The 15,670-nt window shown below is 63.1% G+C and carries 13 protein-coding genes; 9 read left to right on the forward strand and 4 right to left on the reverse strand.

The genetic code is table 11. The annotated features are described in order from the left end of the window. Positions 1 to 30 precede the first annotated feature (30 nt). Both ftsZ and lpxC read left to right on the forward strand, forming a co-directional pair. Positions 31 to 1,227 carry a cell division protein FtsZ gene (gene ftsZ, locus ACIPZB_RS13280; protein WP_008097598.1) on the forward strand — a complete coding sequence of 399 codons (1,197 nt, stop codon included), beginning with the start codon at positions 31 to 33 and terminating at the stop codon, positions 1,225 to 1,227. Positions 1,228 to 1,339: 112 nt separating this feature from the next. Beyond that, positions 1,340 to 2,251, forward strand: coding sequence for a UDP-3-O-acyl-N-acetylglucosamine deacetylase (gene lpxC / locus ACIPZB_RS13285; protein ID WP_008097600.1), 912 nt, complete (start codon positions 1,340 to 1,342; stop codon positions 2,249 to 2,251). A 47-nt stretch (positions 2,252 to 2,298) separates the two neighbouring features. Here lpxC and ACIPZB_RS13290 read toward each other — a convergent pair whose 3' ends face one another. Then, the gene (locus ACIPZB_RS13290; RefSeq protein ID WP_400640572.1) at positions 2,299 to 2,754 is read right to left on the reverse strand and encodes a DUF721 domain-containing protein; all 456 of its coding nucleotides are present in this window, start codon (positions 2,752 to 2,754) and stop codon (positions 2,299 to 2,301) included. Between the two features lie 390 nt (positions 2,755 to 3,144). Here ACIPZB_RS13290 and secA point away from each other — a divergent pair, with 390 nt between their 5' ends. From secA to ACIPZB_RS13310, 4 genes are all read left to right on the forward strand, one after another. Next, positions 3,145 to 5,880 carry a preprotein translocase subunit SecA gene (gene secA / locus ACIPZB_RS13295; protein ID WP_008097656.1) on the forward strand — a complete coding sequence of 912 codons (2,736 nt, stop codon included), beginning with the start codon at positions 3,145 to 3,147 and terminating at the stop codon, positions 5,878 to 5,880. Between the two features lie 87 nt (positions 5,881 to 5,967). Then, complete coding sequence (argJ, locus tag ACIPZB_RS13300; RefSeq protein ID WP_400640575.1) at positions 5,968 to 7,185, forward strand: bifunctional glutamate N-acetyltransferase/amino-acid acetyltransferase ArgJ; 1,218 nt, start codon at positions 5,968 to 5,970, stop codon at positions 7,183 to 7,185. A 124-nt stretch (positions 7,186 to 7,309) separates the two neighbouring features. Then, the gene (locus ACIPZB_RS13305) at positions 7,310 to 7,942 is read left to right on the forward strand and encodes a glutathione S-transferase family protein (RefSeq protein ID WP_400640576.1); all 633 of its coding nucleotides are present in this window, start codon (positions 7,310 to 7,312) and stop codon (positions 7,940 to 7,942) included. Then, a complete protein-coding gene (locus tag ACIPZB_RS13310) occupies positions 7,939 to 8,883 on the forward strand; it encodes a Nudix family hydrolase (RefSeq protein ID WP_400640578.1) in 945 nt (314 codons plus the stop codon). Before ACIPZB_RS13305 ends, ACIPZB_RS13310 begins: the two co-directional genes overlap by 4 nt. A gap of 133 nt (positions 8,884 to 9,016) precedes the next feature. On the opposite strand, the gene ACIPZB_RS13315 is transcribed toward ACIPZB_RS13310, so the two are convergent. The 3 genes from ACIPZB_RS13315 to ACIPZB_RS13325 are packed head-to-tail and all read right to left on the reverse strand — an operon-like array spanning position 9,017 to position 12,571. Further along, positions 9,017 to 9,583 carry a cob(I)yrinic acid a,c-diamide adenosyltransferase gene (locus ACIPZB_RS13315; protein ID WP_400640580.1) on the reverse strand — a complete coding sequence of 189 codons (567 nt, stop codon included), beginning with the start codon at positions 9,581 to 9,583 and terminating at the stop codon, positions 9,017 to 9,019. A gap of 1 nt (position 9,584) precedes the next feature. Then, entirely contained in the window at positions 9,585 to 11,615 is a 2,031-nt protein-coding gene (locus ACIPZB_RS13320) for an ATP-binding protein (protein ID WP_400640582.1), read from the reverse strand. Positions 11,616 to 11,653: 38 nt separating this feature from the next. Beyond that, positions 11,654 to 12,571 carry a putative 2-dehydropantoate 2-reductase gene (locus ACIPZB_RS13325; protein ID WP_400640584.1) on the reverse strand — a complete coding sequence of 306 codons (918 nt, stop codon included), beginning with the start codon at positions 12,569 to 12,571 and terminating at the stop codon, positions 11,654 to 11,656. A 100-nt stretch (positions 12,572 to 12,671) separates the two neighbouring features. Between ACIPZB_RS13325 and ACIPZB_RS13330 the strand changes: the two genes are divergently transcribed. The 3 genes from ACIPZB_RS13330 to ACIPZB_RS13340 all read left to right on the forward strand — a co-directional run bounded on the left by ACIPZB_RS13330 (position 12,672) and on the right by ACIPZB_RS13340 (position 15,555). Next, positions 12,672 to 13,157, forward strand: coding sequence for a YajQ family cyclic di-GMP-binding protein (locus tag ACIPZB_RS13330; protein ID WP_400640586.1), 486 nt, complete (start codon positions 12,672 to 12,674; stop codon positions 13,155 to 13,157). 114 nt (positions 13,158 to 13,271) lie between these two features. Beyond that, positions 13,272 to 14,111 carry a mechanosensitive ion channel family protein gene (locus ACIPZB_RS13335; RefSeq protein ID WP_008097639.1) on the forward strand — a complete coding sequence of 280 codons (840 nt, stop codon included), beginning with the start codon at positions 13,272 to 13,274 and terminating at the stop codon, positions 14,109 to 14,111. Positions 14,112 to 14,310: 199 nt separating this feature from the next. Continuing rightward, entirely contained in the window at positions 14,311 to 15,555 is a 1,245-nt protein-coding gene (locus tag ACIPZB_RS13340; protein WP_400640588.1) for an MFS transporter, read from the forward strand. Positions 15,556 to 15,670 lie beyond the last annotated feature (115 nt).

A 15,670-nucleotide genomic window follows, 5' to 3' on the forward strand; every position in this document is an offset into this window, starting at 1 on the left:
GACAACTAGAGAACTGTAAGGAGAGGGAAAATGTTCGAGCTCGTAGACAACGTCCCGCAAAGCCCGGTCATCAAGGTGATCGGCGTCGGCGGTGGCGGCGGCAACGCCGTCAACCACATGGTGAAGAGCAGCATCGAAGGCGTCGAATTCATCTGCGCCAACACCGATGCCCAGGCGCTGAAAAGCATCGGCGCACGCACCATCCTGCAACTGGGTACCGGCGTGACCAAAGGTCTGGGTGCCGGTGCCAATCCGGAAGTCGGCCGTCAGGCCGCGCTGGAAGACCGTGAGCGCATCGCCGAGGTGCTGCAGGGCACCAACATGGTGTTCATCACCACCGGCATGGGCGGCGGTACCGGTACCGGTGCGGCGCCGATCATCGCCGAAGTGGCCAAGGAGATGGGCATCCTCACCGTTGCGGTGGTGACCCGTCCGTTCCCGTTCGAGGGTCGCAAACGTATGCAGATCGCCGATGAAGGCATCCGCATGCTGGCCGAGAGCGTCGACTCGCTCATCACCATCCCCAACGAGAAGTTGCTGACCATCCTGGGCAAGGATGCCAGCCTGCTGTCCGCCTTCGCCAAGGCTGACGATGTGCTGGCCGGTGCCGTTCGCGGTATCTCCGACATCATCAAGCGCCCGGGCATGATCAACGTCGACTTTGCCGACGTGCGCACCGTGATGGGCGAGATGGGCATGGCGATGATGGGTACCGGTTGCGCCAGCGGCCCGAACCGTGCTCGCGAAGCCACGGAAGCTGCGATCCGCAATCCGCTGCTCGAAGACGTCAACCTGCAGGGCGCCCGCGGCATCCTGGTGAACATCACCGCAGGCCCTGATCTGTCGCTGGGTGAGTACTCCGATGTGGGTAGCATCATCGAAGCCTTCGCCTCCGACCACGCGATGGTCAAGGTCGGCACCGTGATCGACCCGGACATGCGCGACGAACTGCACGTGACCGTGGTAGCCACCGGTCTGGGCGCGCGCATCGAGAAGCCTGTCAAGGTAGTCGACAACACCCTGCAGACCGCTCAGCAGGCTTACGAGGCCTCTAACCCGGCCCCGTCCCGCCAGGAGCAGCCAGCCGTCAACTACCGTGACCTGGAGCGCCCGACCGTCATGCGCAACCAGGCGCATGCAGGTGCAGCTGCGGCAGCTAAACTCAACCCTCAGGATGACTTGGACTACCTGGATATCCCGGCCTTCCTGCGTCGTCAGGCCGATTAATGGAATTTATCAGGGGTATAAGGGTGATTGGTATTCAGCAAAGGCCGGGTCTGTTATTATCCCTAGCCTTTGTTGATACCTGTTCGCAATTAGCGCTGAAGCGGCCAATGCCATGATTAGACAACGCACCCTGAAGAATACCATCCGTGCCACAGGCGTCGGCCTGCACTCCGGGGAGAAGGTCTACCTGACCCTCAAGCCTGCGCCTGTCGATGCCGGCATTGTTTTCCGTCGCGCCGACCTCGACCCTGTGGTCGAAATCCCGGCGCGCGCCGCCAATGTCGGTGAGACCACCATGTCCACCACGCTGGTCAACGGTGACGTCAAGGTCGATACGGTCGAGCACCTGCTTTCCGCCATGGCGGGCCTGGGCATCGATAACGCCTACGTCGAGCTCTCCGCCTCGGAAGTGCCGATCATGGATGGCAGCGCCGGTCCCTTTGTATTCCTGATTCAGTCTGCTGGCCTGGAAGAACAGGACGCAGCCAAGAAGTTCATCCGCATCCTGCGCGAAGTGACGGTGGAGGACGGCGACAAGCGCGCTACCTTCCTGCCTTTCGAAGGATTCAAGGTGAGCTTCGAGATCGACTTCGATCACCCGGTCGTCAGCGGCCGTACCCAGAGTGCCAGCGTCGACTTCTCCAGCACCTCGTTCGTGAAGGAAGTCAGCCGCGCTCGCACCTTCGGTTTCATGCGTGACATCGAGTACCTGCGCAAGCACAACCTTGCACTGGGCGGCAGTGTCGAAAACGCCATCGTGGTCGATGAAGACGGCGTGTTGAACGAAGACGGCCTTCGCTATGAAGACGAATTCGTCAAGCACAAGATCCTCGACGCCATTGGCGACCTTTACCTGCTGGGCAACAGCTTGATCGGCGAGTTCAAGGGCTACAAGTCCGGGCACGCGCTGAACAATCAGCTGCTGCGCAAGCTCATTGCTGAAACCGATGCCTGGGAAGTGGTCACTTTCGAAGATGCCAGCACGGCACCGATCTCGTACATGCGCCCTGTTGCGGCCGTGTAAGTTCGAACACTCTCTAGTTCATTGAGGCCACCTTCGGGTGGCCTTTTTTATTGGCTGCCCTTGGCGTGGGCGGCCAGGCGTTCAAGGGCTTCGCGCAACTTGGGGTCGGCAATGCCCTCGGCGGAATCGCGAATGCTTTCGGCGGCATTGACCGACAACGCCGTGGTGTTGCCGCCACGCTTGGCCGGCACCAGCGGCGGCTGCACCTTGTACAGGATGCGCTGCAGGTTGCCGAACGCTTCCAGGGCCTGGAGTTGGCGCATCAGGCGTTTCTGCTGGTAGCGCAGGCGAGTGGCCCAGTGCCCGTCGGTGACCACCAGCAACAAGGTGCCATCACGCCAGGAGGCCACATGGCAATGCTCGCGGGCAGCCGGTTGCAGCTGGCTTTCCAGCAGGCGCTGCAGGTGGGCCAGGCGTTCGGCCTGGTTGAGCAGCAGGCGCAATGGGCGAACCTGGCGCAACAGGGCGGAGGGCGGCTGGGCAGGGGAGGGTTTGAAGGCCATGGAGGTACGCATGAGGTTACAAGATTGGCAGTTTAACATCTCTGGTGACGGTACCGGCCCTATCGCCGGCAAGCCGGCTCCCACAGGTGCTGCGCAGGGCTGAAGCCGGTGGATATTCCTGTGGGAGCCGGCTTGCCGGCGATAGGGCCGGTACAGGCAATAAAGAATGCGAGCCATTCTCGATACGTTTCATCACGCTCTGGGTTGAACTCAGGGAAAATGCCCTTATCTTAGAAACGCCCCCCCTAAACGCTGTGCCAGCATCGTGGAAATCCACCACTTTCCTCACCATCGTTTCCGGGTAGAATGCTCGTTCGCATGCGGCCTCAGGGCTGCACGGGCGACTCATGGGGCCGCCCTCCATCCCTACGTGTGGAAGATCCTGCCGATATGTTTGCGCCTTTGTTAAAGAAACTTTTTGGAAGCAAGAACGAGCGTGAAGTCAAACGCATGCTCAAGACGGTGAACATCGTCAATGCCTTCGAAGAGAAAATGGTCGCCCTCTCCGATGAGCAACTGCGCGCCAAGACCGCAGAGTTCAAGGAGCGCCTGGCCAAAGGCGAGACACTGGACCAACTGTTGCCCGAAGCCTTTGCCGTGGCCCGCGAAGCCGGCAAGCGCGTGATGGGCATGCGCCACTTCGACGTGCAGCTGATCGGCGGCATGACCCTGCACGAGGGCATGATCGCAGAAATGCGTACCGGTGAAGGCAAGACCTTGGTCGGTACCCTGGCTGTTTACTTGAACGCGCTGTCCGGCAAAGGCGTGCACGTGGTCACGGTCAACGACTACCTGGCCCGCCGTGACGCCAACTGGATGCGTCCCCTGTACGAATTCCTCGGTCTGTCCGTGGGCATCGTCTCGGCCTTCCAGCCGCCGGAAGAAAAACGCGCCGCTTATGCAGCCGACATTACCTACGGCACCAACAACGAATTCGGCTTCGACTACCTGCGCGACAACATGGCATTCAGCCAGGAAGAGAAGTTCCAGCGTGAACTGAACTTCGCCGTAATCGACGAAGTCGACTCGATCCTCATCGACGAAGCCCGTACGCCGCTGATCATCTCCGGTCAGGCCGAAGACAGCTCCAAGCTGTACATCGAGATCAACCGCCTGATCCCGCGCCTGACCCAGCACATCGAAGAGGTCGAAGGCCAGGTCACCCAGGAAGGCCACTTCACCATCGACGAGAAGAGCCGCCAGGTCGAGCTCAACGAGCTGGGCCACCAGTTCATCGAAGAGATGCTGACCCAGGCCGGCCTGCTGGCCGAAGGCGAGAGCCTCTACTCGGCGCACAACCTGGGCCTGCTGACCCACGTCTACGCCGGCCTGCGCGCGCACAAGCTGTTCCACCGCAACGTCGAGTACATCGTCCAGGACGGTCAGGTCCTGCTGATCGACGAACACACCGGCCGGACCATGCCGGGTCGCCGCCTGTCCGAAGGCCTGCACCAGGCCATCGAGGCAAAAGAGAACCTGAACATCCAGGCCGAAAGCCAGACCCTGGCGTCGACCACCTTCCAGAACTACTTCCGCCTCTACACCAAGCTGTCCGGCATGACCGGTACTGCCGACACCGAAGCGTTCGAGTTCCAGTCGATCTACGGCCTCAACGTGATGGTCATCCCACCGAACAAGCCGTTGGCGCGTAAGGACTTCAACGACCTGGTGTACCTGACCGCCGACGAGAAATACGCCGCGATCATTGCCGACATCAAGGAAAGCATGACCCTGGGCCGTCCGGTGCTGGTGGGTACGGCGACCATCGAAACCTCCGAGCATATGTCGAACCTGCTGAAGAAGGAAGGTATCGACCACAAGGTACTGAACGCCAAGTACCACGAGAAGGAAGCCGAGATCATCGCCCAGGCCGGTGCCCCGGGCGCACTGACCATCGCCACCAACATGGCCGGCCGTGGTACCGACATCCTCCTGGGCGGTAACTGGGAAGCTGAAGTGGCGGCCCTGGAAAACCCGAGCGCCGAGCAGATCGCCCAGATCAAGGCCGATTGGCAGAAGCGTCACCAGCAGGTGATCGAGACGGGTGGCCTGCACGTGATCGCTTCCGAGCGCCACGAGTCGCGCCGTATCGACAACCAGCTGCGTGGCCGTTCCGGCCGTCAGGGTGATCCAGGCTCCAGCCGTTTCTACCTGTCGCTGGAAGACAGCCTGATGCGTATCTTCGCCTCCGACCGGGTGAAGAACTTCATGAAGGCCCTTGGCATGCAGTCCGGCGAGGCCATCGAGCATCGCATGGTCACCAACGCCATCGAGAAGGCGCAGCGCAAGGTCGAAGGTCGCAACTTCGACATTCGTAAGCAGCTGCTCGAATACGACGACGTGGCCAACGAACAGCGCAAGGTGATCTACCACATGCGCAACAGCCTGCTGGCCGCCGAGAACATCGGCGACACCATCGAGGAATTCCGCAAGGAAGTGCTCGATGCCACCATCAGCCAGCACATCCCGCCGCAGTCGCTGCCTGAGCAGTGGGACGTGGCCGGCCTGGAAGCAGCACTGTCCAGCGACTTCGCCATGAAGTTGCCGATCCAGCAGTGGCTCGACGAGGACGACCACCTCTACGAGGAGACCCTGCGCGAGAGGCTGCTGAAGGAAATCACCGACGCCTACACCGAGAAGGAAGACCAGGCCGGCATCGACGCCCTGCGTACCTTCGAGAAGCAGATCCTGCTGCGCGTGCTGGACGACCTGTGGAAAGACCACCTGTCGACCATGGACCACCTGCGCCACGGCATCCACCTGCGCGGTTATGCGCAGAAGAACCCGAAGCAGGAGTACAAGCGCGAGTCGTTCAGCCTGTTCCAGGAACTGCTCGAGTCGATCAAGCGCGACACCATCCGCGTGCTCTCGCACGTTCAGGTACGTCGCGAAGATCCGGCCGAAGAGGAAGCCCGCCTGCGCCGCGAAGCCGAAGAGCTGGCCAGCCGCATGCAGTTCCAGCATGCCGCCGCGCCAGGCCTTGAAAGCGAGCAGCTGAGCGAGGAGGGCGCCGAAGTGGCCGTGGCCGCTGCCCCGGTGCGCAACGAGCAGAAGCTGGGCCGCAACGAGCCGTGCTGGTGTGGTTCGGGCAAAAAATTCAAGCATTGCCATGGTCAAATCGAGTGATCTGACCTGATTGTTGTATCGTGACAAACCTGGGGGCCGCATTGCGGCCCCCTTTTTCCATATTCACGGTTTTCTAGGAGCGCTCTAATGGCTGTTGGTCTTGGTCCTTTGCCCACCCTGCACCCGGTTCCGGGTTTTGAACTCGGCATCGCCTCTGCGGGCATCAAGCGCCCAGGGCGCAAGGACGTAGTGGTGATGCGCTGTGCCGAAGGCTCCAGCGTTGCTGGCGTGTTCACCCTCAACGCGTTCTGCGCCGCGCCCGTGATCCTCTCCAAGCAGCGCGTGCAGGGCACCGTGCGCTACCTGCTGACCAACACCGGCAACGCCAACGCCGGTACCGGCGCGCCGGGCCTGGCCGCCGCCGAGCGTACCTGCGCCAAGCTCGCGGAACTGACCGGTGTACCTGCCGAGGCAGTGCTGCCGTTCTCCACCGGCGTGATCGGTGAGCCGTTGCCCGTCGAGAAGATCGAAGGCGCCCTGCAGGCCGCGCTCGACAACCTTTCGGAAAATAACTGGGCCGAAGCCGCCACCGGCATCATGACCACCGACACCCTGCCCAAGGGTGCCAGCCGCCAGTTCCAGCACGACGGCGTGACCGTCACCGTGACCGGCATCAGCAAAGGCGCCGGCATGATTCGCCCGAACATGGCGACCATGCTCGGCTACATCGCCACCGACGCCAAAGTCGCCCCGGCTGTGCTCAAGGACCTGATGCTCGACGGTGCCAACAAGTCGTTCAACCGCATCACCATCGATGGCGACACCTCGACCAACGATTGCTGCATGCTGATCGCCACCGGCAAGGCCAACCTGCCGGAAGTCACCGAAGCCAGCGGCGCGCTGTTCGAAGCGCTGAAAAAGGCGGTGTTCGAAGTGTGCATGGAAGTGGCCCAGGCCATCGTTCGTGACGGCGAAGGCGCCACCAAGTTCGTGACCGTGCAGGTCAACGGCGGCGGCAACCACCAGGAGTGCCTGGATGTCGGTTACGCCGTGGCCCACTCGCCGCTGATCAAGACCGCGCTGTTCGCCTCTGACCCGAACTGGGGTCGTATCCTGGCGGCCGTGGGCCGTGCCGGCGTACCGGAGCTGGATGTCAGCCTGATCGACGTGTACCTGGACAACGTCTGCATCGCCAGCAAAGGCGGTCGCAGCCCGAGCTACACCGAAGCCCAAGGTTCGGCGGTGATGGCCCAGGAAGAGATCACCATCCGTATCGAACTGGGCCGTGGCCAGTGCAGCGAAACCATCTGGACCACTGACCTGTCCCACGAATACGTGAAAATCAACGCCGAATACCGTACCTGATTCAAGGGCCTCATCGCCGGCAAGCCGGCTCCCACAGGTTTTGCATCGCTCTTCTTGTGGGAGCCGGCTTGCCGGCGATGGGCTGCAAAGCAGCCCCAAAACCCCAAACATATGGAGCCGACCCATGAGCTATCACCTGATCATCGGCGACAAGCTGTATTCCTCCTGGTCGCTACGCGGCGCCCTGGCCCTCGAGCTGGCTGGCGTGCCTTATGAAGAAACCCTGATCAAGCTCAACCAGCCCGACACCCGCCAGCGCCTTCTCGCTTTCTCCGCCTCCGGCAAGGTGCCGCTGCTCAAGACCGAGCACGGCGTGATCGCCGATTCCCTGGCCATCGCCGAATACCTCAACGAACAGCACCCCGAAGCGCAATTGTGGCCTGCCGACGTGGCAGCACGTGCCCAGGCCCGCTCGGCCTGTGCGCAGATGCACAGTGGTTTCTTCGCCTTGCGCGGGGCCATGCCGTTCGACCTGTCCCGTGACCAGGCGCTGGAAAACGTGCCGCTGGATGTGCAGGTGGACATCGACCGTATCGTTGCGCTGTGGTCCGAATGCCGTCTGGTGGCCAAGGACAGCGGGCCGTTCCTGTTCGGCAGGCCAACCTTGGCCGATGCCTTCTTCGCCCCCGTGGCCGTGCGCTTGCGCACCTACCGCGTGGAGGTGCCCGCTGCGGCGGCGACCTATATCGAGACCATTTACCAGTGGCCGGCCTTCAAGGCCTGGCAGCAAGCAGGCCTGGCGGAGCGTGAAGGGTGAAACGGATTCATGTAGTAGCGGCCGTCATTCGCGGCACCGACGGCCGTATCCTGATTGCCCGGCGCGCGGATACCCAGCACCAGGGCGGCCTGTGGGAGTTTCCCGGCGGCAAGGTGGAGGAGGGCGAGGGCGTCGAAGCAGCCTTGACCCGTGAGCTGCGCGAAGAGCTTGGTATCGAAGTGACCCGCTCAAGGGCGCTGATCAAGGTCAGTCACGATTACCCGGACAAGCAGGTCCTGCTGGACGTTCGCGAGGTCGAGGCATTCACGGGCGAGCCCCATGGTGCCGAAGGCCAGCCACTGGCCTGGGTGGCACCCCGGGAGTTGGCGCAATACGAGTTTCCTGAGGCCAACAAGCCGATCGTCGCCGCAGCGCGCCTGCCGGACCAGTACCTGATTACCCCGGACGGCCTGGAAGTGCCTGCGCTGCTCAAGGGTATCCAGAAGGCGGTGGCATCGGGCATTCGCCTGATCCAGCTGCGTGCACCGGACATGTACGACCCTAAATACCGCGACGTCGCGGTGGATGCGGTGGGCCTGTGTGGGGGCAAGGCGCAGCTGATGCTCAAGGGGCCGCTGGAGTGGCTGGGCGACTTCCCGTCGGCCGGTTGGCACCTGACTGCCGCGCAACTGCGCAAATATGCCGCCAACGGGCGGCCGTTCCCGAAAGATCGGTGGCTGGCGGCGTCCTGTCACAGCGCCGAGGAACTGGCGTTGGCCGAGCAGATGGGGGTGGATTTCGTCACCCTGTCGCCGGTGCAGGCGACCCAGACCCATCCTGAGGCGCAGCCGCTGGGGTGGGATGAGGCGCAGCGGTTGATTGCCGGGTTCACTCACCCGGTGTTCTTGCTGGGTGGCGTTGGGCCGTGTGACCGGGAGCAGGCCTGGGAAGCCGGGGCTCAGGGGGTGGCCGGGATTCGGGCGTTCTGGCCGGAGATCTGAGTAGTTGGGGCCGCTGTGCGGCCCAATCGCCGGCAAGCCGGCTCCCACAGGTACCCTGCAAGCCTCGAGGCCTGCGTGGAACCTGTGGGAGCCGGCTTGCCGGCGATTGGGCTGCAAAGCAGCCCCTGCGATTTCAGCCGTGAGGTTTTTCTGCAGGTTGCCACAGAACCTCTGCAACCCCCTGCCGCCGCCCGATGATCCGCGCCGCCACGAACAGCAGGTCGGATAGCCGATTGATATACGCCAACCCCACCCCCTCCAGCGGCTCCTCGGCATTCAACTGCTGACACCGCCGCTCGGCACTGCGCGCCAGGCTCCGGCACACATGCGCCTGGGCGATCAATGCCGAACCACTGGGCAGGATGAAGTTCTTCAGCGGCCCCAGCTCTTCATTCCAAACGTCAATGGCGCCCTCCAGGCGCTCTACCTCGGCCTGGTTCAAGGCCTGATAGCTGGGCATCGCCAACTCACCGCCAAGGTCGAACAAGCGGTGCTGGCACGGCGCAAGTACCGCGCTCACTTCTTCCAGCCCTTGCTCGGCCAGGCCCGCCAACAGCAATCCAAGCTGGCTGTTGAGGCTATCCACCTCGCCAATCGCTTCGATCCGTGGATGGTCCTTGGGCACTCGGCGCCCATCGCCCAGGCCGGTTTCGCCCTTGTCGCCGGTGCGGGTGTAGATCTTCGACAGGCGATAGCCCATGTCATGCCTCCGTGGGGTTCGGCGCGGCCGTTGTCGGCTGGCCGAGGGGCAGGCGCAGGGTGAAGCAGGTGCCCTGGCCGGGCGTGGACTGCACTTCCATCTGCCCCTTGTGGTTGTTGGTGATGATGAAGTACGACACCGACAGGCCAAGCCCGGTGCCCTGGCCGATTTCCTTGGTGGTGAAGAATGGCTCGAAGGTGCGCTTGCGCACCGCTTCGGGCATGCCGACGCCATTGTCCTCGACCTGAATTTCGGCCCAGGGTGGGTTGAGCCGGGTGCGCAGGATAATGCGCCCGGGTTCGCTGGGCTGTGGCCGCTGGTGGATGGCCTGGGCGGCGTTTTTCAGCAGGTTGAGCAGCACCTGCTCCAGTTCGTTGGCCGTGCAGGGCACAGGCCCGAGGTTGGGGTCGAACTGACGGATGATGGCCTGGCCCTTGAAGTCGAAGCCGATGGCCAGGTCGAAGTCGTTACTGGCGATCTCCACTGCCTGGTCGATCAGCGACGGTAGGTCGCAAGGCGCCAGTTGGCGGTTGCTGCGGCGGCTGAAGCTGAGCATGTGGGTGACGATCTTGGCCGCTCGGGCGCCGGCCTGCTGGATGCCGTCGAGCAGCTGCGGCACTTCCCGGCTTTCCAGGTAGCGGTTGACGCTGGGCAGGTCGATGCCCAGCTCGCTGGCCTGCTCCTGGTTGCGCGGCAGCTCCGGCGACAGGCGTCGGCGGATGTTCTGCACGTTATGCAGGATCGCCCCCAGCGGGTTGTTGATTTCGTGCGCCATGCCGGCTGCCAGGCCGCCGACCGAGAGCATTTTCTCGGACTGCACCATCATTTCTTCCAGTGACAGGCGCTGGGTGATGTCGTCGATGCGGATGACCACGCCTCGGCCGCCGCCGCCCATCAGCGGGTAGAAGGTCAGGGCGTAATGGCGCAGGTCGTCGTCCTTGGGCCAGGTGACCCGCTCGATCTTCGCCACCCGATGTTTCTCCACGGTTTCCTTGAGTTGCGGCAGAAATGGCTTGAGCGGTTCGAAGGCAATGAATATCGGCTGGTTCAGCGCCTCGTCCAACGGTGTCCCGGAGAGCACCGTGGCCTCGTGGTTCCATTGGGTGACGTAAAGCTGCTCGTCGAGGGCGATCAGCGCCGATGGCATGGAGTCGATGATGCTGTTGAGGTAGTTCTGGAAGCCCGTCAGCTTCTTCTCGATCTTGCTGCGCACCTGGACTTCCAGCTCCAGCTTGCGGTTGGTATGGCGGGTTTCCTCGGCCAGGCCCTGGGCCTGGTCAAAGGCCATCTGGAACTCGTCACGGGTGCGCTTGAGCTGTTGCTCGCGGGCCTCGATGCGCGACAGCATGGTATTGAATGCCTGGGCCAGACTGCCGATCTCGTCGTCGTTGCCGCGGGTGGCGCGCAGGGCATAGCTCTCTTCACGGGTGACCTGGCGGCTGAGCTCTTCGAGCTGGTTGATCGGCTGGGTGATCAGGCGTTTTATCTGCCGGGCAATGACCAGCCACAGCAGCACGCTGAACACCAGGATCGCCAGGCTGGCGCTGAGCGTGCCGGTGTAGAAGGCGGTCGGCAGTTCGCTGCTGGCCACCAGCAGCAGGTGCGCGGGTGGGCTGGCGTCGCGGGGGATGCGGATCAGCTGGGTGCTGCGAAACTCCATCAGGCGCCAGCCATCGATGTTGCGGTAACGCTTGGGAAGGGCCAGCGGTTCGCCGTGCTGCAACTGCGCCAGCATGCGCCCGTCGCCGCCATACAGGGCAGCTGCGCGCAGGGGCGTGTAGCTGTCCAGTTCCTTGAGCAGGGCCGTGGCGTTTTCTGCATTGTCACCCGCGCGGGCCGACAGCTGTGGGTTGGCTACCAGGCGGCCGATGGTCTGCAGTGCCTGCGGCGCCATGCTCTCCTGGGTGATCCAGTAGGCGGCGCTGATGAAGGTCAGGTTGGCCACCAGCAGGATGGTCACCAATAGCACCAGCAAGGCGGCCAGCAGCTTCTGCCCGACCGGGAGGTTTTCCAGGCGTTGGCGCAAGGTCATGGGCAAGGCAATGTCCGTATCCGGTTGTAGGGGCCGCGTCAGGCGCTGGGCAAGTCGCGCGCTCGCAGGTTATCGACCAGCCGCTGGTGCAGGTGTTCCAGCTGTGGCAGCGCCACGCCGTGCCGCGCCGCCGTTCGGCAGGCGTGGCCGAGCAGGTAATGCACCTCTGTACGCCGGCCGGCGCGCACGTCCTGGTACATGGAAGAGTAGTTGGCTGCCGTGGCGAGGATTACCCGTTGCACTTCCTCACCCAGGTCGTCGGCGGCTTTGGGCTGGCCGCAGTGCTGCAGCAACTGGCCCAGTTCCGAGCACAAGCCGTCGATTTCATCCAAATGTCCGAGCAGGCCGCCGTTCTGGCAGTCGTGCAGCACGGTCAATGGGTTGATCGCGCAATTGAGCGCCAGTTTGCGCCACAGGCGGGTGAGGATGTCCACCGTCCATTCGGCGGGGATGCCGGCATCCTGCAGGTCGTCGAACCATTCGGGTACGGCGGGATTGGCTGCATCGCCCAGCCAGTTGAAACCTTGCCCGGCAAAGCGCACCCGCCAGTCGTCCTCGCGGAACGCGCCTTCGGTGCTGGAGGCGAAGATGCAACGGGCGTGGGGCACCTGGTCGGCGACTTCGTCCTGACTGCCCAGGCCATTTTGCAGCAGCACGATTTCCGCGCCCTCGGCCAGGCGTGGGGCCAGGCGCGCGACAGCAGGCGCGGCGTCATAAGCCTTGCAGGCCAGCAGCAGGCGGTGAATCGGCCCGCTGGCGTCGGCCGTTTCGGCAGGGATCGCGAAGCGGGTGGTCTGGTCCTGTTCGGCCAGGGTCAGGCCGCCAGCTTGTTGATAGGCCTGCAGCCGCTGCCCATCGCGCAGGATCAGACGTGTTGCCTTGCCCGCCCGTGCCAGGCGGCAGGCCCAGAGGCTGCCGAGGCTGCCGGCGCCGAGAATATGCCAGGTGCTGCTCATCTGCGTTTCGCAACCCGTTATAATGAGTCCGCATTTTAACCGTCAAACCCCGCGCGCTCCATCATCACGCCGAGCGCGCTTTTATTTTGGGAGATCAACCATGCCTTCGTTCGACGTGGTATCGGAACTGGACAAGCACGAAGTGCAGAACGCCGTCGAAAACGCCATCAAGGAGCTCGATCGCCGTTATGACCTCAAGGGCAAGGGTAGCTTCGAGTTCAAGGACAAGGAGCAGACCGTGCTGTTGACCGCCGAAGCCGAGTTCCAGCTCGAGGCGATGATCGAAATCCTGCGTCTGGCGCTGGTCAAGCGCAAGATCGATGTCAAATGCCTGGAAACCAAGGACGCCTACGCCTCCGGCAAGGAAATGAAGCAGGAAGCCAAGTTCCGCGAAGGCATCGACAAGGAGCTGGCGAAGAAGATCGTCGCCCACATCAAGGACGCCAAGCTCAAGGTACAGGCCGCCATCCAGGGTGAGCAGGTGCGAGTTACTGGCAAGAAACGTGACGACCTGCAGGAAGCCATTGCCGCCTTGCGTGCCAAGGAATTCGACATGCCGCTGCAGTTCAACAACTTCCGCGACTGATCGAAGCGCTGTCCGGAACCCCGATGGCGCAATGATGTCCATGGGGACCATGGCCGCGCAAATGTGCGCGGCCCGATTTACCGTGTACTTGCCGTTCGGCATCAGGAGATAAATATGGATTTGAACGCTGAGGTCGATCAGCTGGTCCGCCAGTCGCAGACCTGGATCCCGTTGATCATGGAATACGGCAGCCGCCTGTTGCTGGCGTTGCTGACACTGGCGATCGGCTGGTGGTTGATCAACAAGCTCAGCGCGCGCCTGGGCAAGGTGGTTGGCTTGCGCGCCGACGTGGCGTTGCAGAGCTTCATCAGCACCCTGGCCAACATCATCCTCAAGGTGCTGTTGCTGGTCAGCGTGGCGTCGATGATCGGCATCGAGACCACCTCGTTCGTCGCGGCCATCGGTGCCGCCGGCCTGGCCATCGGTCTGGCGCTGCAGGGTAGCCTGGCGAACTTCGCCGGTGGTGTACTGATCCTGATGTTCCGCCCGTTTCGTATCGGCGACTGGATCGAAGCCCAGGGGGTAGCGGGGACCGTCGACAGTATCCAGATCTTCCACACCGTGCTGCGCACCGGCGACAACAAGACGGTGATCATGCCCAACGGCAGCCTGTCCAACGGCATCATCACCAACACTAACCGCCAGCCGACGCGCAAGGTCGTGTTCGACGTAGGCGTGGATTACGAGGCCGACCTGCAGAAGGCGCGCAATGTGCTGCTGGAGCTGGCGAAGGACCCACGTGTGTTGCCCGACCCGGCGCCGCAGGCGGTGGTCGCTACCCTGGGCGACAGTTCGATCACTGTTTCGCTGCGGCTGTGGACCAAGACCAGTGACTACTGGGATGTGATGTTCATGCTCAACGAACATGCGCGTGATCGGTTGAAGGCCGAAGGCATTGATATTCCGTTTCCGCAGCGGGTGATTCGCGTGGTGCAGGAAACCGCTGCGCAGTAAGCCTGCGTTTGCAACAAGGGGCCGCTTTGCGGCCCAATCGCCGGCAAGCCGGCTCCCACATGTGTATGCAGTACTGTGGGAGCCGGCTTGCCGGCGATTGGGGCGCGAAGCGGCCCCTTGTTTTTACACTTGTTCACAGCCAAACCCCGCCATTTCTGGCATATAGCCTGACCCCACCTGCCGCTGCCTGAAACTCATCATGAAGCCACTGCTGTACATCACGCCCTTCAGGGCCCTGTTATTTGGCCTGACCCTTGCCCTGTTCGAACTGCTGACGTACCTGGCCAGCGATGCTGTCATGCCGGCCATGCCCGTGGTGGTCGAGCACCTGAACGCCAGCCCGGAGTACATCCCCCACGCGCTCAACCTGTATTTGCTGGGTGGCGTGGTCTTGCAGTGGCTGATCGGCCCGCTGGCCGACCGCTATGGCCGTCGGCCGCTGCTGCTGGCCGGTTGTGCCTTCTTCGGCGTGGCTTGCCTGGCGACCTTCTGGGTGCAGGACATTGGCGTGTTCAACCTGCTGCGCCTGCTGCAGGGCATCGGCCTGGGGTTCGTGGTGACGGTCAGCTACCCGGCGCTGAACGAAGCGTTCAGTGAAGCCGACGCAGTGCGGATGATGGCGTTGCTGGCCAACATCGCCTTGCTGTCGCCGTTGCTGGGCCCACTGGTAGGCACCTTGATGCTGCAGTGGCTGGACTGGCGCTGGCTGTTCGTGGCATTCGCCGTGGGTGCCGTGCTGTGCTGGGTGCTGCTGCATCGCCTGATGCCGGAAACCCTGGGTGTGGAACGCCGGGACGGTTCGAGCCTGCCATTCACGCCGATTCACCTGCTGCCGCTGCTCGCCGGTTACGGTCAGCTGCTGACCAACCGCAAGTTCGTCGCCGGTAGTGCGGCACTCGGCCTGGTTGGCCTGCCGCTGATCGGCTGGATTGGCCTGTCGCCGGTGTTGCTGATTCACGATGAAGGCCTGAGCACGATGGCGTATGCGCTGTGGCAGTTGCCGGTGTTCGGCGGGCTGATCCTCGGCAATCTCATCATCAACCGCATTGCCGATCGCTACCCGCTGGCGACGCTGGTGCGTGGGGCCCTTTGGCCTTACCTCGCCGGTTTGTGTCTCTTGGTAGTGGCGACCTGGTACTGGCCGTCGGTGACCAGTGTGGTGGCGGGCATGTCGCTGTATGCGTTGGGCCTGGGTGTGGCCAATGCGGTGCTGTACCGCATGACGCTGTTCTCCAGCGAGCAGAGCAAAGGGCTGGTGTCGGCCATGTTGGGGATGATCACCATTGCCTTGCTGGGGCTTGGCGGAGCGGTGATGGCGATGATCGGGGCGGGGGCCAGCCTGTTGCACTTTGCCGTGGCGGCGAGTGTGGCCGGGGCGCTTGCCCTGTGGCCGCTGTGGTTCGTGGTGGGTGGGCGTTCTGGGGAAGGGGCTGTGGCTCAGTAGTGGCAGTGCTGGCCCCATCGCCGGGGGGGCCGGGGCCCCCCCCCCCCCCCCCCCCCCCAAAAAAAAAAAAAAAACAATCGGTCACCCGGAGAGGCGCAAAGGCCCACACAATCAA

Origin of the sequence: Pseudomonas sp. NPDC089396 (genome assembly GCF_044749545.1) — a bacterium.
Taxonomy (GTDB): domain Bacteria; phylum Pseudomonadota; class Gammaproteobacteria; order Pseudomonadales; family Pseudomonadaceae; genus Aquipseudomonas.